The sequence below is a fragment of the Mesorhizobium sp. M8A.F.Ca.ET.218.01.1.1 genome (assembly GCF_004791165.1).
In the GTDB taxonomy this organism is placed as follows: Bacteria; Pseudomonadota; Alphaproteobacteria; order Rhizobiales; family Rhizobiaceae; genus Mesorhizobium.
In genome coordinates, this window is the sequence record NZ_SRUZ01000007.1 from 396491 (window position 1) to 423216 (window position 26726).

The window sequence follows — 26726 nt, forward strand, 5'->3', positions numbered from 1 at the left end:
ATATCTTTTTCAAAGAGAATACGCTGATGCATGTCTCGCTCGACACCATGGTGGATACGCTGAAGGCGGCGGCCGAATCCAGCCGCCTGCGCATATTGGCACTGTTGTCGCGCGGCGACCTCACCGTTTCCGACCTTACGGAAATTCTCGGCCAGTCGCAGCCGCGTGTCTCGCGGCACCTGAAACTTCTGCTCGAGGCCGGGCTGATCGGCCGCTACCAGGAAGGGTCGTGGGCCTTCTTCCGCCTGTCGGACGCCGATTCCGCGCGGGACTTCGTGATGGGGCTGGTCTCCGGCATTCGGGGCGCCGACCCGCAGGTCGAGCGTGACCTGGAGCGGCTGACCTCGGTCAAGCGCAAGCGCCAGGACCGCGCCACCGAGTATTTTTCGCAGAACGCCGCAAGCTGGGATCATATCCGCTCGCTGCATGTGCCCGACCGCGCCGTGGAGGCCGCGATGCTGAAGCTGGTCGGCAAGCGGCCGTTCCAGTCCATGCTCGACCTTGGCACCGGCACCGGGCGGCTGCTCGAAATCTTTTCGCCGCTCTACCGGCGCGGCATCGGCATCGACATGTCCCGCGAGATGCTGACCGTGGCGCGCGCCAATCTCGACAAGGCCGGCGTTTCGAATGCGCAGGTGCGGCAGGGCGATATCTTCTCGCCGCCGGTCGAGCGCGATGCCTTCGATCTCGTCACCATCCACCAGGTGCTGCACTATCTCGACGATCCGGCCCGCGCCATCCACGAGGCAGCGCGGCTTTTGCGCCCGGCGGGCCGTCTGGTCATCGTCGATTTCGCGCCGCACGCGCTTGAGTTCCTGCGCGACGAGCATGCGCATATGCGGCTGGGCTTTTCCGACCGGCAGATCGGGGAGTGGTTCTCGGAAGCCGGCCTCGATCTCGAGGATGCCCAGGAATTCGAACCGCGCGGCGGCAACGAGGCCAGGCTCACCGTCAAGCTTTGGCTTGGCCGCGACCGGCGCCTGCTGATCGCCGATCCTGCCAACGCCAGCCAGCAGACCAGAGTGAGCTCGATAGGGGAAATCGCCTGATGAACCAGTTTCGTTTTTCCCGCCGTCCCGATATTGGCGACAAGGTCAGGGTTTCGTTCGAGTTCTTCCCGCCGAAGAACGACGAGATGGAGGCAAGGCTGTGGGATACGGTCACAAGGCTGGAGCCGCTGCAGCCGAAATTCGTCTCGGTGACCTATGGCGCCGGCGGCTCGACACGTGAGCGCACGGCGCGCACCATCGGCCGCATCCTGAAGGAGACCAGCCTGACGCCGGCGGCGCACATGACCTGCGTCGATGCCGCCCGCCATGAGGTCGACGCCGTGATCCAGGAATTCACCGACATGGGCGTGAAGCGATTCGTCGCTTTGCGCGGCGATCCGGCGGAAGGCGTCGGCGCTGCCTACCGGCCGCATCCGGACGGCTACGCCAATGGCGCCGAACTCGTCGGGGCGCTGAAGGGCGCCGGCGATTTCGACATCTCGGTTTCAGCCTATCCGGAAAAGCATCCGGAAAGCCCTGATTTCGCCACCGACATCGATATGCTGAAGCGCAAGGTCGACAATGGCGCGACGCGGGCCATCACCCAGTTCTTCTTCGAGAACGATCTCTACGAGCGTTACGTCGAGCGCGCGCGCCGCGCCGGCATCTACATCCCGATCGTGCCCGGCATCCTGCCGGTGCACAATTTCACCCAGGTCGCCAATTTCTCGGCGCGCTGCGGCGCGCTGGTGCCGGCTTGGCTGGCCGAGCGCTTCGACGGCCTACAGACCGACCCACAGACGCATGCGCTGGTGGCATCCGCGGTGGCCGCCGAGCAGGTGCTGGACCTGGTCGAGCGCGGCGTCGGCGATTTTCACTTCTACACGATGAACCGGGCCGATCTGGTGTTCGCCGTCTGCCACATGATTGGCATCCGCTCGCACGAGGGGGAAGTGGCCGGATCGGCTGCTGCTTAGGGACAGCCGGAAAAGCAAAAGGCCGGGCAAAAACCCGGCCTTTCGAATTGGTTGGAGTATTAGGTGCTGGTCTTCCCCGTCTTGGCGGGTTCAGGGAAGGACGCCCATAATGAGGGCGCCGATGAAAGCAAACGCAGCACAAATCATCAATGCGTTGATTGGCCTCGTAAGTCCCATGACATAGCCTCCTCTTAAAGAGCTATGCCCTGGAGTCTAGGTTCATTTGTGCCACAGGCAAGCGGAAAATGTGCTGCATTGCGACGTAAATGTGGAATTCGCGACTTCGGTTTTGCCGTTAGCCATTGAAACTCTTCGGCAAAAACCGGCTTCAGGCCTGTGAATAAATTATGGCGGGATGGTGTCGTTGGCGTGTCATGACAGCGCTACCGTGATGCGGCATACCGCGCACTAACGTCTTCCGAACAGGCGCCCGTCGATGGTGACAAGGCCAAGACCGATCAACACCACGCCGCCGATCTCGAACAGTTCGAGCCGTTCGCCGAGGAACAGGAAGCCGAGCAGCATGGCGCTGGCCGGCACGATCAGCGTGACCAGCGAGGCGTTGGTGGCCCCAGCCGAGGCGACGAGGTTGAAATAGAGGATATAGGCGAAGGCCGTCGACAGAAGCGCCAGCGCCAGCACCGCCGCCCACACCGGCGGCGAGGCGGAGAATAGGCCGGCGGGGCCATGGGCGAAGAGCACGATCGGGATCATGATGATGGTCGAGGCCGTCAATTGTCCGGTGGCGACGACCGGCGAGGGCACGCCCTTGAAGCGGCGCGCGACCATCAGCGCAACGCCATAGGAGAGCGATGCGCCGATCAGCGCGAATTTGGCCCAGACCGGGCCGCCGAGCCCCGCGAGCAGGCCGGGACCGATCATCACAGCGGTGCCGGCGACACCCAGCGCGATGCCGGCGAGCTTGTTCCAGGACAGCTTTTCGTCCGAGGTCAGGGCATTGGCGAGGATCAGCGTCCAGAACGGCGTCGTCGCGTTCAGCACCGAGGCGACGCCGGCACCGAGCTGGGTCTGGCCGGCGAAGATCAGCGAGAACGGGACGACGTTGTTGGTGAAGGCCAGCAGGAAGAACAGGCCGGCATGCGGCAGAGCGAGGCGGAAAGACGGGCCGCGTAAGCCGAGATAGAGCTGTAGCGCGACCGCGGCGATGGCGACGCGTAACAGCACCAGCACCAGCGGGTGAAGTTCCGTCACCGCGATGCGGGCGAAGAAGAACGAGCCGCCCCAGATCGCGCCGAGCAGCAGCAACTGCCCCCAGTCCTTGAGCGCCATCGGTCCACGCGATGCGGATGTAGCGGTCACTGCCTTATGAATCCTCCCCAGATGGCCGGAATACCAGCCACAAGGCAGAAGCCATATCCGGTTCGCCGGCAAGGGCCACCCGAAACCGGACCGATGGCCTCCTGGAAGCCAATGCCGTACCGTCAGGGGGTGCGAGACACAGAGGACATTGCGCGATTCATTCCTGGCGCATGATCCGTTCCGAAAGTCGAAATTGACTTTCGGGGTCATGCGCTAGCCGCTAGCTTGGATTAATTATGGCAGCTGAAGCCGAGGATTCGTCCATGCAGCGATTCGAGAATGCCCGCGAGGCGGCACTGGCGCTTCGCCCGGACGATCCGGTCTATTGCTTCCGCCCGCAGGTGCTGAAGGCCGATGCCAGGCAGTTCATGGGCATGTTTCCCGGCAAGACCGCCTATGCGGTCAAGACCAATGGCGAGCAGATCGTGCTGAAGACGCTGGTCGAGGCCGGCGTCACTGCCTTCGACGTCGCTTCGCCGGGCGAATTCGCCGCCGTGCGCGCCGTCTCGCCCGATGCCGAGATGCTCTACATGCACCCGGTCAAGGCACAGTCCGACATCAAGCTGGCGCTGGAAAAATACGGCATCCGCGTCATCTCTCTCGACCATGAGGACGAGATCACTAAGCTGACCCGGGTGGTGCGGGCGCTCGATATCGATCCGGGCGCGGTCACCGTCTTCGTGCGCGTGCAGACCAAGGGGCATGCCGCCTACGAGCTGTCGAAGAAATTCGGCGCCGGGCCGGCCTATGCGGTCGAACTCGCCGAGCGGCTGAACCGCACCGGCTACAAGGTCGGCCTGTGCTTCCACGTCGGCAGCCAGATCGAGGACCCCGACACCTATGAGCGGGCATTGGCCTCGGCCGACTGGGTGCGCAACCGGCTGACCTTCGACATCGCCGGGCTCGATGTCGGCGGCGGTTTTCCGGCCGAATACGGACATGATCCCAACCGCAAGCAGATCGAGATGCCGTCGCTCGGCCAGATCATGTCGCGGCTCTCCGGCGACCTGAAGGAATATCAATTCGACCAGATACCGCTGGTGGCGGAGCCGGGCCGGGTGATCGTGGCGCGCTGCCTGTCGCTGATCGTGCGCGTGCTCCTGCGCAAGGGCAAGCGGCTCTACATCAATGACGGCATCTGGGCGTCGCTGTCGGATTCATGGACCGGCAAGATCACGCTGCCGGCGCGCTTCATCCCCGATCCGGCGATCCGCACGCGCAATGGCGACGAGAACAACATCGTGCCGTTCAAAGTGTGCGGCGCGACCTGCGATTCCGTCGATATCCTGTCGCGGCCATTCTGGCTGCCGGAAACCGTCGATACCGGCGACTGGATCGAGATCGGCCATATCGGCGCTTACTCGCTGTCGCTCAGGACACGCTTCAACGGCTTTTATCCCGACACGTTCGTCGAGGTGACGACGCCCTTCGACGAGGGCGACGCGCCGCAGGGGTTTGCAAGCCTGGAGACGATGGCGGATTAAGCTTTCTTCCTCCTCCCAAGGGAGAAGGAAGAGGGAGCTACAGCTTTCCCAGCAGCTCCGGCGTCGGCCAGCCATCCACCGGCAGGCCTAGCCGCATCTGCTCCTTGCGGATGGCTTCGCGGGTGTTGGTGCCCAGAATGCCGTCGACCGTGCCGACATCGTAACCGCTGGCCTCGAGCTTGGTCTGCAGCGCCTTCATCTGGTCGTTGTTGAGACCCGGCTCGGGATTGCGCGGATCGAGCGGCGGCGCGCCCGCCAGCCGCGTGGCAAGGTTGGCCGCGGTCAGCGCGTAGGTGAAGGACTGGTTCCATTCGAGATAGACGTCGAAATTCTCATAGGTAAGGAAGGCCGGACCCTTGCGGCCCATGGGCAGCGCCAGGCCGGCGTTCAGGCCCTTGTCGACCAGCGGCGAGCCGTCGGGGTTGGTAACACCCCACTGCGCCCACTGTGTCAGCGGCAATTTGTTGGTGCGGCCGGTCTGGTCCCATGGCATCTCGTCGGGCACGCGCACTTCCTGGATCCAGGGCTCGTCGCGCTTCCAGCCGCGCGACAGCACCTTGTTGCCGGTGGTCATGATCACGTCCGGCACGCTGTTTCGCAGGTCGATCTTGCCGTCTCCATCGCCGTCGACGCCGCGCGCAAGATAGTCGGATGGCAGGATCTGCGTCTGGCCGATCTCGCCGGCCCAGGCGCCCGTGACGTCGGCCGGCAGCACGCCGCGATCGATCAGTTCCAAGAGCGGCACCAGTTGCTGCCGGAACAATTGCGGGCGGCGGCAGTCATGCGACAGCGTCACCAGTGCGCTCAGCGTGTGGAAATCACCCTGGACGGCGCCGAAATCCGTTTCAAGCGCCCAGAAGGCGGTGATGACAGGCGCCTGGACGCCGAACTGCTGGTCGGCGCGGGCGAAGATATCGGCGTATTTCTTCATGTTCGCCGCACCTTGCTTCAGCCGGTAGGCCGAGATCATGCGGTTGGAAAACTGGACGAAGGTTTGCGTGAAGACTCCCTGGGCGCGGTCGCGAGCCAGAGCCTTCTCGTCGATCCTGGCATCCTCCAGCGCATCGAGACCGACGGCGCCGACACCGGCAGCCTTGGCTTCCGCCGCCACACCCTGTTTCCAGGTTTCGAAATCGCCGCCGCATTCCTGCGCCATCGCCGGCAAGGCCGTGGCGCACAAGAACAGCGCCGCGAGGGCTTGAGAACGCAGTCGCATCAGCTTCCTTTCGAAACGAAGAGGGCTTTGTCGTGCCTGGAGGCCAACGCCCTGAATTACCAGCGGTTGCACTCTTTACCGCTGGCAGTGTCGAAAAGCAGGCGGCAGGCCCGGTGTCAACGGGTCTTCTGCCGCAGCCACCAATCCAGCCGGCCTCGCTACCGTTGCCACGGTGTCAACGGGTCTTCTGCCGCAGTCCCTTATTCCCTGCGGCTTCGCGACCGTTAGCCGGTGTCAACGTGTGTTCTGCCGCAGCCATTTGTTCCAGGCGGCTTCCGAGCCGTTGAAGACGTTGATGTCGGACTTGCCGGTCATGCCGGGAACGATGCCGGTTCCGGTGTATTGCCAGAAGGTGAAGGGGTGGCTGCCATATTTCTCGCGCGGGTGGCCGGCGACGGAACGCAGCCAGTAGGGATAGCCACGGAAGGTCGACAGTTCGTTGTCATCAAAGAAATCGACCGAGGTGTAGATGATCGGCTTCTTGCCGTAATGCCGCTCGACGATTTCGAGGAAGGTGGTCATCTCAGCTCGCACCGTGGCCGGGTCGGGGCGCAGGCGGCAGGTCGGCGATTTCGGGTTCCATTCCATGTCGAGAACCGGCGGCATGGCGGAGCGGTCGACAGGCACGTTCTGGATGAACCAGCGCGCCTGCTGCGCCGCCGGAGTGCAGAAATAGAAGAAATGATAGGCAGCGCGCGGAACGCCAGCGGCTCTGGTGCGCGCCCAGTGCTCGCTGAAATATTCATCGAAGCGGTCGCCGCCCTCGGTTGCCTTGATGAAGGCGAAGGAGATGCCGCTGGCCTTGGCCGTCGGCCAGTCGACCGAGGTCTGGTATTTGGAGACGTCGGTGCCGTGGACGGCATAGTTCCACGGCGCGCCGCTGTCCCACTCATGCGGCTTGGAATCGGCAAAGCGCGGCGCGCGCACGGCCACCGTCGGACTGCTCGATGCGGACGGCGACAGCGGCGAGAGATCGTCGACGGTCGAGCAGGCGCCGAGCAGCGTCAGCATGAAAAGGACCGCAAGACGGCGCATCGCAACTTCCAAGCCGGAATCAGCCGGTCGCTGATGGGTCTGTGCACCGATGGCCGAAGTTGGTCTGGCCCCCTCCAGGCGATCGCCCCACGCATCGCCCAGCATAGTCGTTTTTCGTGCATGTCGTTGTCCCAAAACCGCTGCGCACTTCTGGGCGACATGCATCCCTGTGATCGCCGATCATGGTTGATAATCCGTTGATGGCGCTCGACAAGAGCACCGATTTTGCGGAAGCAATGGCGGCAAATCGATGACATAAGGTCAGGCGAGTGCCCGGGAGGCAATGGATGCGGTTCGTCGTCAAGATCGTCAAATGGCTGCTTGGCCTGATCGTGCTGGCGGTCGCCGCGCTGTTTGCCTGGCTCTATATCGCGCCGCCGGAACTCATCCGCGTCGGCTCGGGCTATTCGGCCAAGATCGTCTGCTCCAACGTCTTCATCGCCGGCCGCGACGCCAATGAGGTGCTGGCCGTCGATGTGCAGGCGCCTGGCCATCCGCTGCTACGGCTGATGCGGGTCTCCGTCGACAAGAACCGGGGGACGGTTTCGGCCGGCCTGCTCGGCTTCCTCGGCAAGAGCGAGGCGGTCGCCCGCGACGGGCTGGGCTGCGCCTCGGTTCCAGACGGCGATGTCGGCAAGGCGCGGCGCACGACGGTCCATGCCGAACCCGCGGCGACAAACCAGGATGCGCCGTGGCCGGAGGGCGAACGGGTCGATGCATCGCAGAATCCAGAGGTCTCGAAGGTCGTCGGCGACGATGCCATGGCCGGCGCCGGCATGCGCGCGATCGTCGTGGTCAAGAACGGACGGGTGGTCGCGGAGCGCTATGGCGATGGCTTTTCGGCCAAGACGCCTCTGCTCGGCTGGTCGATGACCAAGACGGTCAATGCCGCCATCGTCGGCACGCTGGTCAAAGAGGGCAAAATGGCGGTCGACAAGAAGGGCCTGTTTACGCCTTGGAAGGCGGACGGCCGCGCCGCGATCAGCCTTGCCGACATGATGGCGATGTCGAGCGGGCTGGAATTCAACGAAGACTATGGCGACGTCGCCGATGTGACGCGCATGCTCTATCTCGAACCCGACATGGCGGGCTTTGCCCAATCAAAGCCGCTGGCGGGCGAGGTCGGCAAGGTGTTCTCCTATTCGAGCGGCACGGCGGTGATGCTGTCGCGGCTCTGGCAGGACGCGATCGGCGACAAGGCCAAGGCGCTGACATGGCCGCGCACGGCTCTGTTCGAGCCGCTCGGCATGCACAGCGCGGTGCTCGAAACCGACGAGCAAGGCACCTTCGTCGGCTCGTCCTATCTCTACGCCACGGCACATGACTGGGCGCGCTTCGGCCAGTTCCTGCTGCAAGGCGGGGTTTGGAACGGCAACCAGGTCTTGCCGGCCGGCTTCGTCGACTGGATGCGCGAGCCGGCATCCGCCTCGAAAGTCTACGGCAAGGGCCAGTTGTGGATCGAAGCGCCGGGCGATGAGGAAAACCCCGGTGCCGGCGTCGCCGCCGGCCTGCCCAGGGACACTTACTGGATGGAAGGCCATGACGGACAGACCGTCGCCATCATCCCGTCCGAGCAATTGGTCGTGGTGAGGCTCGGGCTGACCCCGGCCAAGCTCAACTATCGCCCGCGGGCGATGGTGGGGGCGCTGGTGAAGGCGCTGCACTAGCTAGCTGTGTGGCCCAATCACAGCCAACCAGGCATAGCCACGATAAAGCGTGCGAAAACGGAAGGTTGCGCCGGTTCGCTCAGCCTGCGATTCCAGAACATCACGCAGGGATTCGCGTGGCGTGACGTGGAATTTCTTCAGCCAGCCGCGCAGCAGAGTGCGGAACCAGTTGGGCAGGCCCTCCTGCTGGCCGAAATCGACGATGTGCAGCGAGCCCGTCGGGGCCAGCGCGGCAAGTGCTGCCGACACCGTCTTCTCCCAGCCCGGGATCATTGATAGCGAATAGGAGACGAAGACCCGGTCGAATCTGCCTCTGCCGAATAGCGCCTTGGCGTCGAAATCGGTGGCGTCGCCCCTTGCCAGCATGACGCGGTCCGACAGACCTTCGCGGTCGATCGCCTTGCTCGCCGTTTCCAGCATTTCGGCCGAAATATCGAGGCCGAAGAAGCGGGCATCGGGATAGGCGCGGGCAGCCAGGATGATATTGCGGCCGGTGCCGCAGCCGAGTTCCAGAACGGTGCCGCCCGGCGGCACGTCCAGCTCCGCGATCAGCCGGTCGCGGCCGAGCAGGTAGTATTTGCGGGTCAGGTCGTAGATGTGGCGCTGCCAGCGGTAGACACCGTCCATCAGTTCGGCGTGGCTGGCCGGCAGCTCCGTCGTGCTCATGCCGCGCGCTTCACATAGAGGTGGAAGCCGCCATAGATGGCCGAGCGGTCGCGGGCCGAGAATTCGCGCGATGCTTCGTCCTGATAGTCCCACTGATCGAGCAGCGAGGTCGAGACGCGCCCCGGCAACAGGCTGGGCTCGGCGGCGGTGCGGAAGATGACGCGGGCGCCGGCCGAGGCGGTCCGGGTGATTTCCGACCACAACGCATTGAGCTGGTCGTCGGTCATCCAGTCCTGCGCATCGAGCAGGATGAAGCGGTCGACGGCGCCTGCATCCTTGCCGGCGAGGAATTCGATCAGGTTGGCGTGGTGGATGGCGACGCGGTCTACATTGCCGCGGATGGTCTCGTAGTTCTGCTTTTCCAGATAGGCGGGCAAGGCGGCCTCGCCTGGTTCCGGGTAGCGGCGGGCGAAGGCCTGCCAGGCGAAGTAATTGTTTTCCAGGGGGAAATCGCAGGCGAGCTTTTCCAGCCGGGCCTTCAGCACGCTGGCCATGGTGCCGTCGCCGGAGGTGATCAGCGAATCATACTGCGCCGGCGGGATGCCGAGACCGAACAGCGAGGCTTTTCGCGAGGTCGCCCATTTCAGAAGCTTCTTGTCGAAGACCGGCGCCAGTTCCTCGTTGAAGAAGCGGCGCTGTTCGCCGATGTTCCTGGCTTCCATCATGCGGGCCGGGTTGACGCCGAAGAATTTCGCCGTGCGGTGGCCCATGGCGATGAACAGGCCAAGCAAGCCGGTCTGGTAGAAATTACGATCGAAAACGCCGATGCGCCTGTTGCCGCGCCAGTTGCGGCGCTCCCAGTAATGGCGGCTGACCGGATCGAGATGCGGGGCGATGAAGCGGTCGTAGGCTTCGGAATTGTGGCTCGTGTCCGCCGCACCGAAGAAACGGAACAGATCGCCTTGCGAAGGCAGATGGCGGACCGCCTCCAGCTTCATGCGGTTCAGCGCGATGTGGGCCGCGTTGAGGTCGACGGCGTCGATCTGTGCCGGGGAGCGGGTGAGATAGGCCAGGATGTTGCAGCCGCCCGAGGCGATGGTGACGACGCGGTGGCCCTGGCCGAGCTGCATCGCGTCCATGTCGACATCGGGGTCTTCCCAGATCTGCGGATAGACGAGGCCGGAAAACAGGAAGGCGAACAGCCGCTCGGAGATGCCGGCTTTCGAAAGCGGGCGGTTCTGATAGACGGCTTTTCCAACTTCCTTGCCGCGGCGAAAAACCAGATCCGAGGAGACGTCCGTCATGGCAAAGTGATTCCCCATTTGCTTTGCCGCAAGCGGGTAACCCAGGGTCATGACAGGCCGGTGACAGCCTGTTGACGCCTTTCTTACAACTTACCGAACCCGCCGGGCGTCGGCGCGGTCACAATGACGGCTTCGCCAGCGTCGAGCACGGTCTGGTCGCAAGCCTTCAGCGTCTCAACAGTGCCGTCGTTGCGGCGCACCTTGGTCGAGCCGGTCTCGCCGTCACCGCCGCCGTCCAGTCCTTGCGGCGGGCGGTTGCGGTGCGAGGACAGGATCGCGCATTCCATCTTTTCGAGGAAGCGGATGGTGCGTTTGGTGCCGTCGCCGGCGTTCCATTTGCCCTTGCCGCCAGAACCCTCGCGGATGTGAAAATCCTCCAGCACCACGGGGAAGCGAAGCTCCAGCACCTCCGGGTCGGTGAGGCGCGAATTGGTCATGTGGGTGTGCACACCCGACGTGCCGGCAAAGCCGCGCCCGGAGTTCATGTGGCCGGCGGGCGAACCGGAACAGATCGTCTCGTAATACTGGTACTGCTTGTTGCCGAAGGTCAGGTTGTTCATCGTGCCCTGCGCATTGGCCATCGCGCCCATGGCGCCGAACAGAGCGTTGGTCACGTGCTGCGAAGTCTCGACATTGCCGGCGACGACGGCGGCAGGGTAGGTGGGCTTGAGCATGCAGCCGTCGGGAATGACGATGTTGATCGGCCTCAGGCACCCGGCATTCATCGGGATCATGTCCTCGACCATGACACGGAAGGCGTAGAGCACGGCGGCGCGGGCGACCGGCTCGGGCGCGTTGAAATTGTTCTTCTCGACCTTCGACGTGCCGGTGAAGTCGACGGTCGCTTCGCGCTTTTTCCGGTCGACCGTGATGTTCACCTTGATCACCTGGCCGGTATCGGTCGGATATTCGTAATCCGACGTGTCCGGCAGCCGTTCCAGCACGCGGCGCACGCTTTCGGCGGCGTTGTCCTGGACATGGCCCATATAGGCCTCGACGACGTCGAGACCGAAATGCGCGACCATCTTGCGCAGCTCCGCCACGCCCTTCTCGTTGGCTGCGATCTGCGCCTTCAGGTCGGCAATGTTCTGGTGCGGATTGCGGGCCGGATAGCGATGCTCGGTGAGCAGCGTATGCAGCTCCGTCTCGCGGAATTTTCCGCGGTCGACGATGCGGAAATTGTCGAACAGCACGCCTTCCTCGTCGACCGTGGTGGCGAGCGGCGTCATCGAGCCGGGGGCGGTGCCGCCAATGTCGGCATGATGGCCGCGCGAGGCCGTCCAGAAGAGGATATTCTTCTGGGCGTCATCGAAGACCGGCGTTACCACGGTGATGTCGGGCAGATGCGTGCCGCCATTATAGGGGGCGTTCAAGGCAAAGACGTCGCCGGCATGGATGTCGCCGGAGTTTAGCCGGATGATGGTCTCGACCGAACGGTCCATCGAGCCGAGATGCACCGGCATGTGCGGCGCATTGGCGACCAGCGCCCCGGTGTGGTCGAAGACGGCGCAGGAGAAATCCAGCCTTTCCTTGATGTTGACGGAATAGGCGGTGTTCTGCAGCCTCACGCCCATCTGCTCGGCGATCGACATGAACAGATTGTTGAAGACTTCGAGCATCACCGGATCGGCTTGCGTGCCAAGGGCGGCGGCGCGCGCTTTCCTTTCCGTGCGGCGTATGACGACGTGATTGAGGTTGGTGATTTCGGCTTGCCAACCCGGCTCGACGACGATCGTCTGGTTCGACTCGATGATCAAGGCGGGGCCCGCAACCAGACTGGACGGCCTGAGGTTCTCACGACGGTAGACGCCAGCTTCATGCCACCGGCCTTCCGTGTAGATACGCCGGGTCTCCGAAGCGGACTTGACCCGTCCCGGCCCGGCCGGCGCATATGCTTCGGCGGTCGTCTGGCCGGTTTCGGTGCCTTCGACGCCGACGGTCTCGACGATCATCGGCTTGTCGTCATAGACGAAGCCGAATTGCGCCTTGTGGGCGATTTCGAAATCGCGCCTGGCCTGGAAGATCGAGTCTGCCTCGAAATTCACCGGCAGTGCCGTATCTGTGCCGTCATAGCGGATGTGCAGCACCGGCCTGGTGGCGACCGAGCCCTCGGCGATGCCTTGCGCCGCCAACTCCGCGACCACGGCCTTTTTCAAGGTGGCGATGAGGTTGCCGATCTCCGCTCTGGATTCCTCGGCGAGCGGCTTGAGCAGCGCCTGCTGGCGTGAGGCAAAGACCGACGCCAGGCCGATGCCATAGGCCGAAAGCAGGCCGGAGAAAGGATGGATCAGCACCGCCTCCATGCCGAGTGCATCCGCGACCAGGCAGGCGTGCTGGCCACCGGCGCCGCCAAAGCAGTTCAGCAGATATTCGGTGACGTCGTAGCCACGTTGCACGGAAATCTTCTTGATCGCATTGGCCATGTTCTCGACAGCGATCGTGACGAAGCCTTCGGCGACCGCTTCCGGTGAGCGGCCATCGCCGATCCCGGCGGCAAGTGACGCGAATTTCGCGCGCACGGTTTGCGCGTCGAGCGGCGCGTCCTGGCCGGGGCCGAAGATCGAGGGGAAGAAATCGGGCTGCAGCTTGCCGAGCATGACGTTGGCATCGGTGACCGCCAGCGGGCCGCCGCGCCGGTAGGCGGCCGGGCCGGGATTGGCGCCCGCAGAGTCCGGTCCGACGCGGAAACGGCCGGCCTCGTAATGCAGGATCGAGCCGCCGCCGGCGGCGACGGTGTGGATGCGCATCATCGGCGCGCGGACGCGCACACCGGCGACCTCGGTGTCGAAGGCTCGCTCATATTCGCCATCATAGTGGGCGACATCGGTGGAGGTGCCGCCCATGTCGAAGCCGATGACCTTGTCGAAGCCGGCGAGCTTGGCCGTCTCGACCATGCCGACGACGCCGCCGGCCGGACCCGACAGCAGCGCGTCCTTGCCCTGGAACATGTCGGCGGCGGTGAGGCCGCCGGAAGACATCATGAACATCAGGCGAGGCGGGGATTGGCTGATCTCCCCCCTTGTGGGGGAGATGCCCGGCAGGACAGAGGGGGGCGCGACAGAACGAGACGTTGGCGGGGCAGCGCCCCCCTCTGTCGGCTTCGCCGACATCTCCCCCACGAGGGGGGAGATTGGCGCCGCGCCCAGTTCTCCCGCCACCCTTTGCACATAGCGCGACAGGATGGGCGACAGATAAGCATCCACCACCGCGGTGTCGCCGCGGCCGACCAGCTTGATCAGCGGCGAGACCTCGTGGCTGACCGAGACCTGGCCGAAACCAAGCTTGCGGCAGACCCTGGCCACCGCCTTCTCGTGATCGGGATATTTCCAGGCATGCATGAAGACGATGGCAACGGCATCGATGCCATCGGCTTTCGCTTGTTCTATGGCCGGCCGGCAAGCCGCGATATCGAGCAGCCGTTCGACGCGGCCGTCGGCGAGCACGCGCTCGTTGACCTCGATGACGCGCTCGTAGAGTTGCTCGGGAAGAATGATTTCCTTGGCGAAAATGTCGGGTCGCGCCTGGTAGGCGATCCTGAGCGTATCGCGAAACCCCTTGGTGATGAGCAATAACACACGGTCGCCCTTGCGCTCCAGAAGGGCGTTGGTGGCCACCGTGGTTCCCATCTTGATGTCGCCGATCAGGCTGGACGGGATCGCGGCGGCCGGTCCAAGGCCGAGCAGATCGCGGATGCCCTGAATGGCGGCATCGGCATAGGCTTCGGGATTCTCCGACAGCAGCTTGCGCGGATGCAGCCCGCCCTGCGGGTCACGGCCGATAATATCGGTAAAGGTGCCGCCGCGATCGATCCAGAAATCCCATTTGGCGGTCATGCGGTTGTCTCCGGTATTCCGTTGTCCGGTGTCGTTGTTAAAGCGCCGAAGCGCCGGCAGCAATGTCGCCTGCATGCCATTGATGTTACAGGTGGAAACGCAACGTTACGAAACCCTTGGCCCGGTCATGCATTTTCCCTTCGACCGTTCACTGCAACGTGAGCGTGTGTTGAAGGAGAGATGTCATGAAAAAGCTCATTCTTGCGTCGGTTTCGGCGCTTGTCCTGCTTGGCGTCGCGGCATGCAGCGACAGCGGTACCGACAAGACCACGACCCAGAGCACCAATCCGCCGGCCGCCGAGCAGCCGATGAAGCCTGCGGCCCCGGCTGACAATTCGACCAAGCCTGCCGAGCCGGCTCCGGCAACGCCTGCTCCTGCGCCCGCGCAGTAGTTTGTAAGCAGTAAGTGTCTTGGGAGGAAGGCCGGCTTGATGTCGGCCTTTTTCTCGTAGGGGTGACCGTTGGAACCAGCAAAGCGCCCTTCGTTCACAGGCCCTACAAGTTGGCCGTTATTGGCTTGATAGCGGGGACCGGTTGGCTCTATGAAGCTGGCCATGTCGATTTGGGACCGCCTCGGCGACTTCATCACCCGGGTTTCGTCTTCAACCACGTCTGGCGTCGCCGACGTGGTCGAGGCTGTGCGCACGGTTTTCTCCGGCGACGCCGACCTGCGCCGCCGCGTCGCCTTCTCAGTGGCGATGATCGCGCTTTCGGCCAAGATGGCCAAGGCCGACGGCATCGTCACCCAGGATGAGGTGCGCGCCTTCCAGGAAATCTTCGAAGTGCCGGCGAAAGAGACGCGCAATGTTGCGCGGCTGTTCGATCTCGCCCAGCGGGATGTGGCCGGTTTCGAAACCTATGCCGAGCGCATGGCGCAGATGTGCGGCTCCGGGCACTCCAATTGCGTGATGCTGGAAGACATACTCGACGGCCTGTTCCACATCGCCAAGGCCGACGGGCTGGTGCATGAGCGCGAAGGCATTTTCCTGCATCGTATCGCCGAGATCTTCCGCATCGACGAGGCGCACTACGAATCGATCATGGCGCGGCATGTCAATCTTGGCGCCGGCGACCCCTATGTCGTGCTCGGTATCGAGCGCGGCAAGCCGTTCGAGGAGGTCAGGAAGCGTTACCGCAAGCTGGTGTCCGACAACCACCCGGACCGGCTGATCGCGCGCGGACTGCCGCAGGAATTCATCAAGATCGCGACGACCAGGGTCGCGGCGATCAACGCCGCCTACGAGATGATCGAGCGGGGCCTGCGGCACGCATGAGCGGCTTCCTGCCCGACGAGCCGAGTGCCGAGGTCAGGGTATCGCCGAATTTCGGGCCAAGGCGCGACAGGCAGAAGCCCGACATGATCGTGCTGCACTATACGGGCATGGCGACCGGTATCGGGGCCGAAGCCTGGCTGTGCGATCCGGCGAGTGAAGTCTCGTCGCACTATCTCGTCCATGAGAATGGCCACATCGTGCAGATGGTCCGGGAAAGCGACCGAGCCTGGCATGCCGGCCAGAGTTCCTGGTTCGGACACACCGACATCAATTCCTGCTCGGTCGGCATCGAAATCGTCAATCCGGGCCATTCGCTGGGCTATCCCGGCTTTCCGCGACGCCAGATCAATGCGGTGATCAGGCTGTGCAAGGGGATTGCAGCACGGCATGCGATCGCCGCCGAGCGGGTGCTGGCGCATTCCGACGTGGCGCCTGGTCGCAAGATCGATCCTGGCGAGAAGTTTCCATGGGCCGTGCTGTTTAAGGCCGGTGTCGGTCATCTCGTGCCAGCGGCGCCCGTCAGGCGCGGAGCCGCGCTGAAGCCAGGCGACTACGGTGCCGATGTCGAGGCGCTGCAGTCGATGCTGTCGTTCTATGGCTATGGTGTCGAGATAACGGGCGTTTTCGACGATCGGACACGGATCGTCGTCGAGGCCTTCCAACGGCATTTCCGACCGCGCCGGGTCGACGGAGTTGCCGACGGCTCGACGATGCGCACGCTCCAGAGGCTGCTTGCCTCCGTCACGAGTTGACCTCACGTCAAGAGCCGGTCCAAGTAATCCTCCTCAGCCGTAAAGTTACAACCTGTCACTTAAAGTGACTTGCCCCGCCTTCATTGGCGCCAAATCGGGCTTCAAAGGGCCTTTCGTACAGTTTGTCGGACGTCCAGCCCCCGGGTGATCCGATATTGATCAAGCGATGCCGCGCGAAAATCTTCGCGTGGTCCCAACAGAACAGGATCACATGCAGAAATTGACCGTTTTAACGGCAGCTCTTGCTGCCGGGGTAATGAGTTTTGCCTTTAGCGCGGCCGACGCCGCACCGTTAAGCCAGCGGGCCGACCAGGGTCTGGTCGCGACATCCGCCAAAGGCAAGGCCATTTCGGCCAAAAGCACCAAGAGTGCGAAGGCGACGACGAAGCAGGCTTCCGCGAAGGTGGAAAAGGCAAGCTGGACCAAGGCAAGGAAAACCCCCGCCAAAAGGCAGACGAAACGCGGCCGCAAGACCGTTGACATGACGACGACGGCATCGATCGGTCTCAGCAACGTCGCCGCGGCGACCGCGGCAGTGGCGAGCAGCGGCCAATATTCCGCGATTGTCGCCCGCTACGCGGCGAGCTACGGGGTTCCGGTGTCGCTGGCCCACGCCGTGATCAAGATCGAGAGCAACTATCGGCCGAACATGGTCGGCGGCGCCGGTGAGATCGGCCTGATGCAGATCAAGCCGGCAACCGCGCGGATGATGGGTTACAATGGGTCGGCCAAGGGCCTGTTCGATCCAGACACCAACATCAAATACGGCATGAAGTACCTCGCCATGGCGCGCGACCTGGGTGGCGGCACGACCTGCGGCACGATCCTCAAATACAATGCCGGCCATGGCGCCACTCGCATGAACCCGGTTTCCGCGGCTTACTGCAGCAAGGTCAAGGTTCAGCTGGCGGCTGTCGGCGCGCCGGCTTGACGAGAACCGGTCACAATCGGCTTTTTCGGTTGCGTTTTGGGGTGTGAACCCCTTTATACGCTCTGCCAGCTGGCCGGGCGGCCGCACCCGCAAACGCCGAAAGGCCGCGGGTGAGGAAAGTCCGGGCTCCATGGAGACACGGTGCCGGTTAATGGCCGGCGGGGGCGACCCCAGGGAAAGTGCCACAGAAAGCAAACCGCCACGACTTTGTCGGGGTAAGGGTGAAAGGGTGGGGTAAGAGCCCACCGCGCGACTGGCAACAGGAGCGGCACGGTAAACCCCACCGGGAGCAAGACCGAATAGGGGCGGTGCGAGGGGAAACCCTCGAGGGCTGTTTCCGGCTCACCGTCCGGGTAGGTTGCGTGAGGCGCATGGCAACATGCGCCCAAGATGAATGGCCGCCACGTTCTCGCTTCGCAAGGGGCGAGGGCCATACAAAACCCGGCTTACAGGCCGGCTGGCAATTTTTCTCCATCATATATGGATTAAGTCTTTCGATATCAGAAGGTTGCGCCCTTGGCCGCACCTTCTGATTCAAGGGCGCGGAGCTACTTTGCGTCGCCACAGCCAGAGATCTCCGCCGACTTCCTTGAAACTGGTGCGATTAAATCGTACCATCGCGGCTCATCATCGGGAGCCTATCATGGGTCAGGTGGACAAACGCAGCATCACGCTTTCGCCGGAACTGGCGCGGGCGGTCGACGATGTGGTCGCGGCTGGAGAATACGCCTCGGCGAGCGAGGTGATCCGCGATGCGTTGCGGCAATGGAAGGACCGCCGCGACCTGATGGGCTACACGGTCGAAGAACTGCGCAAGCTGGTGCAGGAGGGGATCGACAGCGGGCCTGCGCAAGACGGCCAGCCAATCATGGAACGACTGCGCGCGAAATACCTGAAGAGGGCCGAGGTCCAAGGCTTCCAGGAGTGAAATACCGACTGCTTCCTCAAGCCACCGTCGATCTCGAAAGCATCGGCGACTACATCGCCAGCCACGACCCGCGCGCTGCTGTTCGCTTCGTGGATGCGCTGGAAAGACGTTGGGATTTGCTGACGTTGCATCCCGTCTCAGGTGCGCCACGCGACGACATAGCACCGGTATTCGTCACCTGGTCGTCGGCGACTACCTCACCTTGTACCGAGTCGGTGCCGATGCCGTCGAAATCGTCCGTGTGCTGCATGGTCGGCGAAAGATCGAGGTCGATGATCTCAATCCCTGACGGTTCGCTCAGCCGCTGACCCTGTCCAGCGAGGCCTCGATCGCCTTCCAGAGTTCTTCCACCGGCTCGCAGCCGACCGACAGGCGTACGAAGCCAGCCGGCACCGCGTCGCCTCGCTTCAAACGCCGCTCGGCCGAGGTGTGGACGCCGCCGAAGGAGGTCGCGGCCTGCATCAATTCGCAGCCGTTGATGAAATCCTCGGCTTTCTGCTCGGAAGCGAGTTCGAAGGAGATGAGGAAGCCGAAGCGCTCCATCTGGGCGCGGGCAAGATTGTGCGAGGGGTCGCCTTCCAGGCCGGGATAACGCAGGCCGCTGATTGCCCGATGGCCCTGCAGCCGCCGCGCGATCACCTCCGCCGACGAACACATACGGTCGAAGCGCACGTCCAATGTTTCCAGGCCGCGATGCACCAGCCAGGCTTCGAACGGGCCGGGGATGCTGCCCGAGACCTCGCGCCAGCCGGTCACGGCGGCGATGATGTCGGCATTGCGGCTGGCGACATGACCGAACAGGACGTCGGAATGGCCATTGGGCGCCTTGGTGTCGGCGGCGACAACGATATCGGCACCGTGATCGAGAGGGCGCTGGCCGAAGGGCGTCATCGTTGTGTTGTCGACCACCAGCAGCGCGCCGGCCTTGTGAACGGCTTCGGCGACAGCGGCGATATCGCAGATGTCCAGTCCCGGATTTGCGGGCGTTTCGACGAAGGCCAGGCGGTAACCCGCGAAGCCGCCGTCGAGGAAGGTCGATGTCGGCCTGACATCGTAGGTGACCGCGAGCGGCTTCAGGAAGCGATCGGCCAGCGCCCTGGTGGTGTGATAGCCGTCCGAAGGCAGCAGGATATGGTCGCCGGCCTTGAGCACGGCAAAGAATGCCGCCGAGATCGCCGCCATCCCCGAGGGAAAACCGACGCAAGGCGCGTCTTCCAGATGGGACAACATGTGTTCGACGGCATCCCAGGTCGGGTTGCTGAAGCGGCCGTACTGGTTGAAGCCGGTGGCGTCGCCCGGTGCATGGAAGATGGCGGCCATGGTCAGCGGCAGGGGAATGGAATCGCCCATGGCGAACCCGCTGCGACGCAAATGGGGAAGGGCCGCAGCGCGCGACTTCGCAGTTTCAGGCATCGATTTCAAATCCCTTGGTGGTCGGTGAGATGGACGAGACGCTATGCCCGGCCGCGGTTTGCGGCAAGGCGCCTCCAGTTGGGCCAGGCAGGCTCTAAACGCTTCGTTAGGCTTAATGGATCATAAAGACGAGGCGCGCTGTCAAAGCCTTTCTCGTCGGCGTGGCGCGCGTGTCTGAGAAGCCTATTCCCGTTGACGCCCATAGTGCCCCATGATATCCCATTTCGACATCAAAGCCTTCGTTCCGCGTCAGGGTAAAGCGTTCGCCAATCGGGCAGCCGCGGCGGCTGTGCGTTTGCCGGTTTTCGCCCCTGTGGACGAGGTGGGTGCGGGGCAGGCAACGCGCGGCGGTGGCGCGTGCGACACGATGAAGAGGGGTGCGGCGGCGCAAGCGGCTGTAACGTGTGATGGACCGGTTTCTGTCGAACACGGTGAGCAGGATCGATGCGAAGGGGCGGGTGTCCGTTCCCGCGCATTTTCGTGCCGTGGTGCAGAAGCGCGGCTATTCGGAACTCTACGCGCTGCGTTGCCTGGACCTGACGGCGATGGATGTCGGCGGGCTCGACCTGCTCGACCGTTACGAGCAGCGCATCGCTCGGGAAGACCCCTTCCTGCAGACGGCGGACGACATGTCGTTCTTCTGCCATGGCGACGGAGCGTTCCTGAAACTCGACCAGGACGGCCGCATAACCATGACCGATTTCATTCGCGAACATACCGGCATCTCCGCGGAAGTGGCCTTTGTCGGGCGCGGCAATTTCTTTCAGATCTGGGAGCCGGGACGGCTTGCGACCTATGGGGCGCAGGCGCGGGCCAGGCTTTTGCAGCTTCGGCAGGGGACGAAGGCTCACGAGGCCAAGGCTGGGGAGCGACCGGAATGATGGTGGGCCACGGCGATGATAACAACGCCGTTGGCGGATCGGTCCGCCACATTCCGGTCCTCCTTGGCGAAGTGCTGGAAGCGCTCGCGCCGGCGGAGGGCGACATCATCATCGACGGTACGTTCGGCGCCGGTGGCTATACGAAGGCCATCCTGGCGGCTGGCGCGTCCGTGGTTGCGATCGACCGCGATCCGGATGCCATCGCGGCAGGCCGCGACCTCGAGGCGCAGTCCGGCGGTCGGCTGAGGCTGGTGCAGGCGCCGTTCTCGACGCTCGACGAACACATCGACAGCGCCGATGGCGTCGTCCTCGACATCGGCGTCTCCTCGATGCAGATCGACCAGGCCGAGCGCGGCTTTTCCTTCCGCTTCGACGGCCCGCTCGACATGCGCATGGCGCAGGCGGGCCTGAGCGCCGCCGATGTCGTCAACAGTTTCAAGCCGGGCGACCTTGCCCGCATCTTCGGCTTCCTCGGAGAGGAGCGTCACGCCGGCCGTATCGCCCGCATGATCGAGGCGCGCCGGGAAAAACGGCCGTTCGAGCGCACGCTGGAACTCGCCGACGCCATCGAGACGCATATCGGCCGCGCGCCGAAGGACAAGATCCATCCGGCGACCCGCGTTTTTCAAGCGCTGCGCATCTTCGTCAATGACGAGCTCGGTGAATTGGCCAAGGCGCTGTTCGCGGCCGAACGCGCGCTGAAGCCAGGCGGCCGACTTGTCGTGGTGACGTTCCATTCGCTTGAAGACCGCATCGTCAAGCGCTTCATCGCCGATCGCGCCGACGCCATGACCGGCTCGCGCCACATGCCGGAGGCGCAGGCGCGCACCGCGACTTTCCGCAAGGCTGGTGGCGGCGTGACGGCAGGCGACGCCGAGGTTGCGGCCAACCCACGCGCCCGCTCGGCCAGGCTGCGCGCGGCGGTCCGCACCGAGGCGCCGGCGCGCGGCGACGATTTTTCGATTTTCGGCCTTCCAAAGCTTCCCGGCATCGATCGGCCGGGGGAGAGGTAAGCACGTGTTTCGTACCAGCGACATTGTCCTGATCGCCGTCATGGTTTCGGCAGCGGCCCTGACCTACAAGGCCAAGCGCGAGGCCGAGGACCAGTTGGCGGCCGTGCAGAAGATCCATGCCGAGATACGCTTTGAGGAGGACACGATCGACCTGCTCAAGGCCGACTGGAGCCTGCTCACCCAGCCGTCGCGGCTGCAGAAGCTGGCCGAACTCTATAAGGCGCAGCTCGCATTGGAGCCGGTCAGTGGCCGGCAGATCGTGGGCCTGGGCGACCTGCCGGCCAAGGCGCTCGACATCCAGGACATCCTGAACGGGCGCCAGGGCGCCGTGGCCGACAATTCCGACAAGGCGCCCTCGGGCGACAAGGATCCCGTCGTCACCGGAGACATCGCCCAATGATCGGCAAACTGCTGAAGCGCTTCGCCACGGTAGGCCGCGCCAGGACAAGCGAGGACGGGTCGATCGTGGTCGAAGGCGCCCGCAAGGCGACCGGCGGCAAGGGCAAGGCCCGCATCGTGATGACGATGGCGGTGTTCTTCGGCATCTTCTCGACCATATCGGGGCGGCTGGTCTATCTCGGTTTCCAGACACCCGACCTGTCGGGCGGTCCGCAAAGCCGGGTGACGGCGTCACGTCCCGACATTGTCGATCGCAACGGTGAAGTTCTGGCCACCGACATCAAGACGGCGTCGCTGTTCGCCGAGCCGCGCCGCATCGTCGATGCCGATGAGGCGATCGAGAAGCTGTCGACGGTGCTGCCCGAAATCGACTACGAGCAGACTTATCACAAGCTGAAGAGCGGCGCCGGCTTCGTCTGGCTGCAGCGGCAACTGACGCCCAAGCAGCAGGCCGACATCATGCAGCTCGGCATTCCCGGCTTTGGCTTCCGCACCGAAAAGCGCCGTTTTTATCCGAGCGGCGAGACCTCCTCCTACATCGTCGGCCTGACCAACATCGACAACCAGGGCATCTCCGGCATGGAGAAATATATCGATGAGCAGGGCCTGAGCGACCTGCAGGCGTCGGGCCTGGCGGTGGCGAAGGATCTCAGGCCGGTGAAGCTTTCGATCGATCTGCGCGTCCAGCATGTGGTGCGCGACGAGATCGCGGCCGGCCTGGAGCGCTATCGCGCCATGGGCGCTGGCGCCGTCGTGCTCAACGTCAAGACCGGCGAAGTGGTGGCCATGGCCTCGGTGCCGGATTTCGATCCGAACAATCCCTACAACGCGCAGGACAAGGACCGGCTTAACCGGATGTCGGCGGGGCTCTATGAGATGGGCTCGACCTTCAAGAGCTTCACCTCGGCCATGGCGCTCGATTCCGGCAAGGCGACGATGTCGAGCCGCTTCGACGCTTCGCATCCAATCCGGGTCGGCCACCAGGCCATTCACGATTTCCACGGCAAGAACCGTGTGCTGTCGCTGCCGGAGGTCTTCCTCTATTCGTCCAACATCGGGTCGGCCAGGGAGGCCGAGCTGGTCGGCATCGAGGCGCACCGCGAATTCCTGCATCGCCTCGGCATTCTGGAGAAGATGCAGACCGAACTGCCCGAAGTCGCCCGCCCGACCGAGCCGAAGGTGTGGAAGCAGGTCAATTCGTTCACCATCGCCTTCGGCCATGGCGTGTCGACGACGCCGCTGCAAGCGGCTGTCGGCTGCGCGGCGCTGGTCAATGGCGGATTCCTGATGCAGCCGACATTTCTGGTCCGCAGCCAGGAGGATGCGATGGCGGCGGCCAAGAAAGTGGTTACCGAAAAGACCGTCGAGGGCATGCGCTACCTCTATTCGCTCAACGCCGAGAAGGGTTCGGCCAGAAATGCCCGGGTTCCCGGCTACCGCGTCGGCGGCAAGACCGGAACGGCCGAGAAGGTCATCAACGGCCGTTACTCGAAGGAATTGAATTTCAACACCTTTGTCGCCGCCTTCCCGATGGACGATCCGCAATATCTGGTGTTCACGATCGCCGACGCCCCGCATCCGGAAAAGCCTGGGATGACCGACGTCGCGGCCAACAATGCGGGGGTCATGGCCGGCAATATCATCAGGCGTGCAGCGGCCATGCTTGGCGTGAAGCCAGATTTCAGCCATGAAAATGGTGCAACGCTGGTTTCCTATCAGTGATTCTTGGGGCGCGCCGGCAACTGCGCGCTATTTTGTTGCGGTGAACGGGACTCGATGAAGCTCAAAGATCTAGCCGGTATCCTGCCAGTCGAAGGAACAGCTTCCGTCGATCTGGAGGTTACAGGCATCTCGTCCGATTCCCGCCAGGTGAAACCCGGCGTCGTCTTTTTCGCGCTTGCCGGAACCAAGGCCGATGGCGCGAGCTACGCCGCCGACGCGGCCCGACGTGGCGCTGCAGCGATCGTCACGGGCAAAGGCAGTGGCCTGGCCGATTTGCCGGTTCCGGTGCTGGCGGTCGATGATCCGCGCCTGGCACTGGCGTTGAGTGCCGCCCGCTATTTCGGCAGGCAGCCGCAAACCATGGTCGCCGTGACCGGTACCAGCGGCAAAACGTCGGTCGCCGCCTTCACCAGGCAGATCTGGGAGCAGGCGGGATACGCCGCCGCCTCGATCGGGACCACCGGCGTGGTGGCACCCGGCCGCAACGAATATGGTTCGCTGACGACACCCGATCCGGTCGCCCTGCATCAGTTGCTGCGGGAATTGGCGGATGCCGGCGTTACCCACGCCTCGATGGAGGCCTCCAGCCACGGGCTCGACCAGCGCCGCCTCGATGGGGTGAAGCTCTCGGCTGGCGGCTTCACCAATCTCGGCCGCGACCACATGGATTACCATCCGACGGTCGAGGATTATCACCGTGCCAAATTGCGCCTGTTCGACACGCTGCTGCCGAAGGGCGCACCGGCGATCGTCTTCGCCGACGATCCTTGGTCGGAACCCACGATAAAGGCGGCTCGGGCCGCCGGGCTCGACGTGCTGACGGTCGGCCGTCATGGCGATTTCCTCAGGCTGAAGCGGGTCGAGCATGAGCGTCATCGCCAGCGTGCCGAGGTCGAAGCCGACGGTGTGATCCACGAAATCGACCTGCCGCTCGCCGGCGATTTCCAGATCGCCAACGCGCTGGTTGCGGCGGGACTTGCCATTTCCACCGGAACACCTGTCGCCAAGGCCTTGGGGGCATTGGAGAAATTGAAAGGCGCGCCGGGCAGGCTCGACCTCGTCGGTACCACGGCGAGCGGGGCTCCGGTCTATGTCGATTACGCCCACAAGCCGGATGCGCTGGAGAATGTGCTGGCCTCGGTGCGTCCGTTCACCACCGGTCGCGTGATGGTCGTGTTTGGCTGCGGCGGCGACCGTGACCGGGGCAAACGACCGATCATGGGCGAGATCGCGACCCGGCTCGCCGATGTCGTCATCGTCACCGACGACAATCCGCGCTCCGAAGTGCCCGAAAGCATCCGCGCCGCCATTCTTGCCGCGGCGCCCGGCGCCATCGAAATCGGTGACCGGCGCAAGGCGATCCACGAGGCTGTCGGCATGCTGCATGCCGGCGACACGCTGATTGTGGCCGGCAAGGGCCATGAGGAAGGCCAGACGATCGGCTCGGAAACCCTGCATTTCTCCGACCACGAGGAAGTGCGCGCCGCGCTCAGGGAGCGTGCCGCATGAGTTTGCTGTGGACTTCGGAAGCGCTGGTTGCCGCCACGGATGGGCGGCCGCTCGGCCCCATGCCCGAAGGTATATCGGGTATTTCGATCGACAGCCGCAGCCTGCAGCCGGGCGACGCCTTCTTTGCCATCAAGGGCGAGACGATGGACGGCCATGACTTCGTCACCGCGGCCATCAAGGCCGGCGCCGGCGTGCTGGTGGTGGCAGAAGGCAAGCTGCCGTCGCTTGGCCGGCTGACCGCGCCGATCATCGTCGTCGAGGACGTTCTGGTTGCGCTGGAAAAGCTCGGTGTCGCGTCGCGCGCCCGCTCGCAGGCCAAGATCATCGCGGTCACCGGTTCCGCGGGCAAGACCACCACCAAGGAGGCGCTGCGCCACGTGCTTTCGGCCGTCGGCAAGGTGCATGCCTCGGCGCAGTCGTTCAACAACCATTGGGGCGTGCCGCTGACCTTGGCGCGCATGCCCGATGACTGCGATTATGCCGTGTTCGAGATCGGCATGAACCATCCCGACGAGATCCGGCCGCTGGTGAAGATGGTGCGGCCGCATGTCGCCATCGTCACCATGATCGCGGCCGCGCATCTCGGCTTCTTCCGCAATCTGGACGAGATCGCCAGGGCCAAGGCCGAGATTTTTGAAGGGCTGGAACCCGAGGGCGCCGCAGTTCTCAACCGCGACGATGCGCGTTTCAAGCTGCTGGACAAGATGGCGCAAGCTGCCGGCGTCGAGCATGTCTATGGCTTCGGCGAGAATGCGCGCTCGACGTTCAAGCTGGTCAAGTGCGAGTTGCATGCCGACCATTCCGACATCGCCGCCAGGATCAGCGGCCACGATATGATCGCTCGTATCGGAGCGCCCGGCCGGCACATGGTGCAAAACGTGCTGGCGGTGCTGGGCGCCGCGCATCTGGTCGGCGCCGATCTCGACAAGGTGGCATTGGCGCTGGCCGATCTCTCCGCCGAGCGCGGGCGCGGCAAGCGCCATGTGCTGCGGCATCCCGGTGGCCCGACTTCGGGCCAGCCCGGTGGCCCGAGGCACGGTGGCCCGATCACGCTGATCGACGAGAGCTACAACGCCAATCCGGCCTCGATGGCGGCCGCCATGGCGCTGCTCAACGCGACGCCGGTGACGGGCGAGGGCAGACGCATCGCCGTGCTTGGCGACATGCTGGAGCTCGGCGACCATTCGGCAAAGCTGCATGCCGCCCTTGCCGATCTCATCGTCGGCACGGGCACGCGGACAGTCTTTCTCGGCGGGCCGGAGATGCGGTCGCTGGCGGAAGCGCTGCCGGACGATATCAGGACGGAATACCGCGCCGGCGTCGAGGAGTTGAAGCCGGTTCTGCTCGCCGCGCTAAGGCCGGGCGACGTGGTGATGATCAAATCGTCGAAGGGCATCGGTTTTGCAAAACTGGTCGATGCGCTGCTGGGCAAATTCCCGGCCGAGACGACAACCAGCAACCAGACCTAGTCGG

General features: G+C 64.0%; 24 protein-coding genes and 1 other RNA gene. 17 read left to right on the forward strand and 8 right to left on the reverse strand.

Annotation, left to right across the window (positions count from 1 at the left end; genetic code table 11):
- The first annotated feature begins 26 nt into the window (after positions 1-26).
- A complete protein-coding gene (locus EN861_RS25720) occupies positions 27-1049 on the forward strand; it encodes a metalloregulator ArsR/SmtB family transcription factor (protein WP_127279245.1) in 1023 nt (340 codons plus the stop codon).
- Positions 1049-1966 (forward strand): methylenetetrahydrofolate reductase [NAD(P)H], encoded by a 918-nt coding sequence (metF, locus tag EN861_RS25725; protein ID WP_135866344.1) that lies wholly within the window; start codon positions 1049-1051, stop codon positions 1964-1966. The genes EN861_RS25720 and metF overlap by 1 nt, the downstream gene beginning before the upstream one ends.
- Positions 1967-2374: 408 nt before the next feature.
- Here the strand turns inward: metF and EN861_RS25730 are convergent, their stop codons facing one another.
- Positions 2375-3256, reverse strand: a complete 882-nt coding sequence (locus EN861_RS25730; protein ID WP_135866439.1) for a DMT family transporter — start codon at positions 3254-3256, stop codon at positions 2375-2377.
- Positions 3257-3549: 293 nt separating this feature from the next.
- On the opposite strand from EN861_RS25730, the gene EN861_RS25735 reads away from it, so the two are divergent.
- Positions 3550-4770, forward strand: coding sequence for an alanine racemase (locus EN861_RS25735; RefSeq protein ID WP_127871701.1), 1221 nt, complete (start codon positions 3550-3552; stop codon positions 4768-4770).
- 37 nt (positions 4771-4807) lie between these two features.
- Here EN861_RS25735 and EN861_RS25740 read toward each other — a convergent pair whose 3' ends face one another.
- Both EN861_RS25740 and EN861_RS25745 read right to left on the reverse strand, forming a co-directional pair.
- Positions 4808-5986 (reverse strand): lytic murein transglycosylase, encoded by a 1179-nt coding sequence (locus EN861_RS25740; protein WP_135866347.1) that lies wholly within the window; start codon positions 5984-5986, stop codon positions 4808-4810.
- A 234-nt stretch (positions 5987-6220) separates the two neighbouring features.
- Complete coding sequence (locus EN861_RS25745; protein WP_135866349.1) at positions 6221-7021, reverse strand: GH25 family lysozyme; 801 nt, start codon at positions 7019-7021, stop codon at positions 6221-6223.
- Between the two features lie 287 nt (positions 7022-7308).
- On the opposite strand from EN861_RS25745, the gene EN861_RS25750 reads away from it, so the two are divergent.
- Entirely contained in the window at positions 7309-8688 is a 1380-nt protein-coding gene (locus EN861_RS25750; protein ID WP_135866351.1) for a serine hydrolase, read from the forward strand.
- Here the strand turns inward: EN861_RS25750 and EN861_RS25755 are convergent, their stop codons facing one another.
- From EN861_RS25755 to EN861_RS25765, 3 genes are read right to left on the reverse strand one after another with little or no spacing between them, the layout of a single operon-like run.
- Positions 8689-9354: a class I SAM-dependent methyltransferase gene (locus EN861_RS25755; protein ID WP_135866353.1), complete on the reverse strand. Its 666-nt coding sequence runs from the start codon at positions 9352-9354 to the stop codon at positions 8689-8691. It abuts the gene before it with no gap.
- Complete coding sequence (locus EN861_RS25760; RefSeq protein ID WP_135866355.1) at positions 9351-10649, reverse strand: DUF3419 family protein; 1299 nt, start codon at positions 10647-10649, stop codon at positions 9351-9353. Before EN861_RS25760 ends, EN861_RS25755 begins: the two co-directional genes overlap by 4 nt.
- Positions 10650-10681: 32 nt before the next feature.
- On the reverse strand, positions 10682-14431 hold the full coding sequence (locus EN861_RS25765; RefSeq protein ID WP_127275805.1) for a hydantoinase B/oxoprolinase family protein: 3750 nt from the start codon (positions 14429-14431) through the stop codon (positions 10682-10684).
- Between the two features lie 185 nt (positions 14432-14616).
- Here EN861_RS25765 and EN861_RS25770 point away from each other — a divergent pair, with 185 nt between their 5' ends.
- The 3 genes from EN861_RS25770 (at position 14617) to EN861_RS25780 (ending at position 16457) form a co-directional block, all read left to right on the forward strand.
- Positions 14617-14823 (forward strand): hypothetical protein, encoded by a 207-nt coding sequence (locus tag EN861_RS25770; RefSeq protein ID WP_127275804.1) that lies wholly within the window; start codon positions 14617-14619, stop codon positions 14821-14823.
- A gap of 162 nt (positions 14824-14985) precedes the next feature.
- Complete coding sequence (locus tag EN861_RS25775) at positions 14986-15705, forward strand: DnaJ family molecular chaperone (protein WP_127275803.1); 720 nt, start codon at positions 14986-14988, stop codon at positions 15703-15705.
- Positions 15702-16457, forward strand: a complete 756-nt coding sequence (locus EN861_RS25780) for an N-acetylmuramoyl-L-alanine amidase (protein ID WP_135866358.1) — start codon at positions 15702-15704, stop codon at positions 16455-16457. Before EN861_RS25775 ends, EN861_RS25780 begins: the two co-directional genes overlap by 4 nt.
- 207 nt (positions 16458-16664) lie before the next feature.
- Here the strand turns inward: EN861_RS25780 and EN861_RS36415 are convergent, their stop codons facing one another.
- On the reverse strand, positions 16665-16883 hold the full coding sequence (locus EN861_RS36415) for a hypothetical protein (protein ID WP_245511759.1): 219 nt from the start codon (positions 16881-16883) through the stop codon (positions 16665-16667).
- On the opposite strand from EN861_RS36415, the gene EN861_RS25785 reads away from it, so the two are divergent.
- The 4 genes from EN861_RS25785 to EN861_RS25800 all read left to right on the forward strand — a co-directional run bounded on the left by EN861_RS25785 (position 16804) and on the right by EN861_RS25800 (position 18624).
- Positions 16804-17388 carry a transglycosylase SLT domain-containing protein gene (locus EN861_RS25785; protein ID WP_245464245.1) on the forward strand — a complete coding sequence of 195 codons (585 nt, stop codon included), beginning with the start codon at positions 16804-16806 and terminating at the stop codon, positions 17386-17388. The genes EN861_RS36415 and EN861_RS25785 overlap by 80 nt on opposite strands.
- Positions 17389-17453: 65 nt before the next feature.
- Positions 17454-17853, forward strand: an RNA gene (gene rnpB, locus EN861_RS25790) — RNase P RNA component class A.
- A gap of 178 nt (positions 17854-18031) precedes the next feature.
- On the forward strand, positions 18032-18316 hold the full coding sequence (locus EN861_RS25795; protein WP_135866360.1) for a type II toxin-antitoxin system ParD family antitoxin: 285 nt from the start codon (positions 18032-18034) through the stop codon (positions 18314-18316).
- Positions 18313-18624 carry a type II toxin-antitoxin system RelE/ParE family toxin gene (locus EN861_RS25800; protein WP_245511747.1) on the forward strand — a complete coding sequence of 104 codons (312 nt, stop codon included), beginning with the start codon at positions 18313-18315 and terminating at the stop codon, positions 18622-18624. The genes EN861_RS25795 and EN861_RS25800 overlap by 4 nt, the downstream gene beginning before the upstream one ends.
- On the opposite strand, the gene EN861_RS25805 is transcribed toward EN861_RS25800, so the two are convergent.
- Positions 18614-19729, reverse strand: a complete 1116-nt coding sequence (locus tag EN861_RS25805) for a cystathionine gamma-lyase (RefSeq protein WP_135866362.1) — start codon at positions 19727-19729, stop codon at positions 18614-18616. The two genes, EN861_RS25800 and EN861_RS25805, sit on opposite strands and share 11 nt — an antisense overlap.
- A 407-nt stretch (positions 19730-20136) precedes the next feature.
- Here EN861_RS25805 and mraZ point away from each other — a divergent pair, with 407 nt between their 5' ends.
- The 6 genes from mraZ to EN861_RS25835 are packed head-to-tail and all read left to right on the forward strand — an operon-like array spanning position 20137 to position 26722.
- A complete protein-coding gene (mraZ, locus tag EN861_RS25810; protein ID WP_127275798.1) occupies positions 20137-20610 on the forward strand; it encodes a division/cell wall cluster transcriptional repressor MraZ in 474 nt (157 codons plus the stop codon).
- On the forward strand, positions 20607-21623 hold the full coding sequence (gene rsmH / locus EN861_RS25815; protein WP_135866365.1) for a 16S rRNA (cytosine(1402)-N(4))-methyltransferase RsmH: 1017 nt from the start codon (positions 20607-20609) through the stop codon (positions 21621-21623). Before mraZ ends, rsmH begins: the two co-directional genes overlap by 4 nt.
- Positions 21624-21627: 4 nt before the next feature.
- On the forward strand, positions 21628-22023 hold the full coding sequence (locus tag EN861_RS25820) for a hypothetical protein (RefSeq protein WP_127275796.1): 396 nt from the start codon (positions 21628-21630) through the stop codon (positions 22021-22023).
- Entirely contained in the window at positions 22020-23744 is a 1725-nt protein-coding gene (locus EN861_RS25825; RefSeq protein WP_127275795.1) for a penicillin-binding protein 2, read from the forward strand. Before EN861_RS25820 ends, EN861_RS25825 begins: the two co-directional genes overlap by 4 nt.
- Positions 23745-23798: 54 nt before the next feature.
- A complete protein-coding gene (locus EN861_RS25830; protein WP_135866367.1) occupies positions 23799-25253 on the forward strand; it encodes a UDP-N-acetylmuramoyl-L-alanyl-D-glutamate--2,6-diaminopimelate ligase in 1455 nt (484 codons plus the stop codon).
- Complete coding sequence (locus EN861_RS25835; protein ID WP_135866369.1) at positions 25250-26722, forward strand: UDP-N-acetylmuramoylalanyl-D-glutamyl-2,6-diaminopimelate--D-alanyl-D-alanine ligase; 1473 nt, start codon at positions 25250-25252, stop codon at positions 26720-26722. Before EN861_RS25830 ends, EN861_RS25835 begins: the two co-directional genes overlap by 4 nt.
- The last annotated feature ends 4 nt before the right edge of the window (positions 26723-26726 follow it).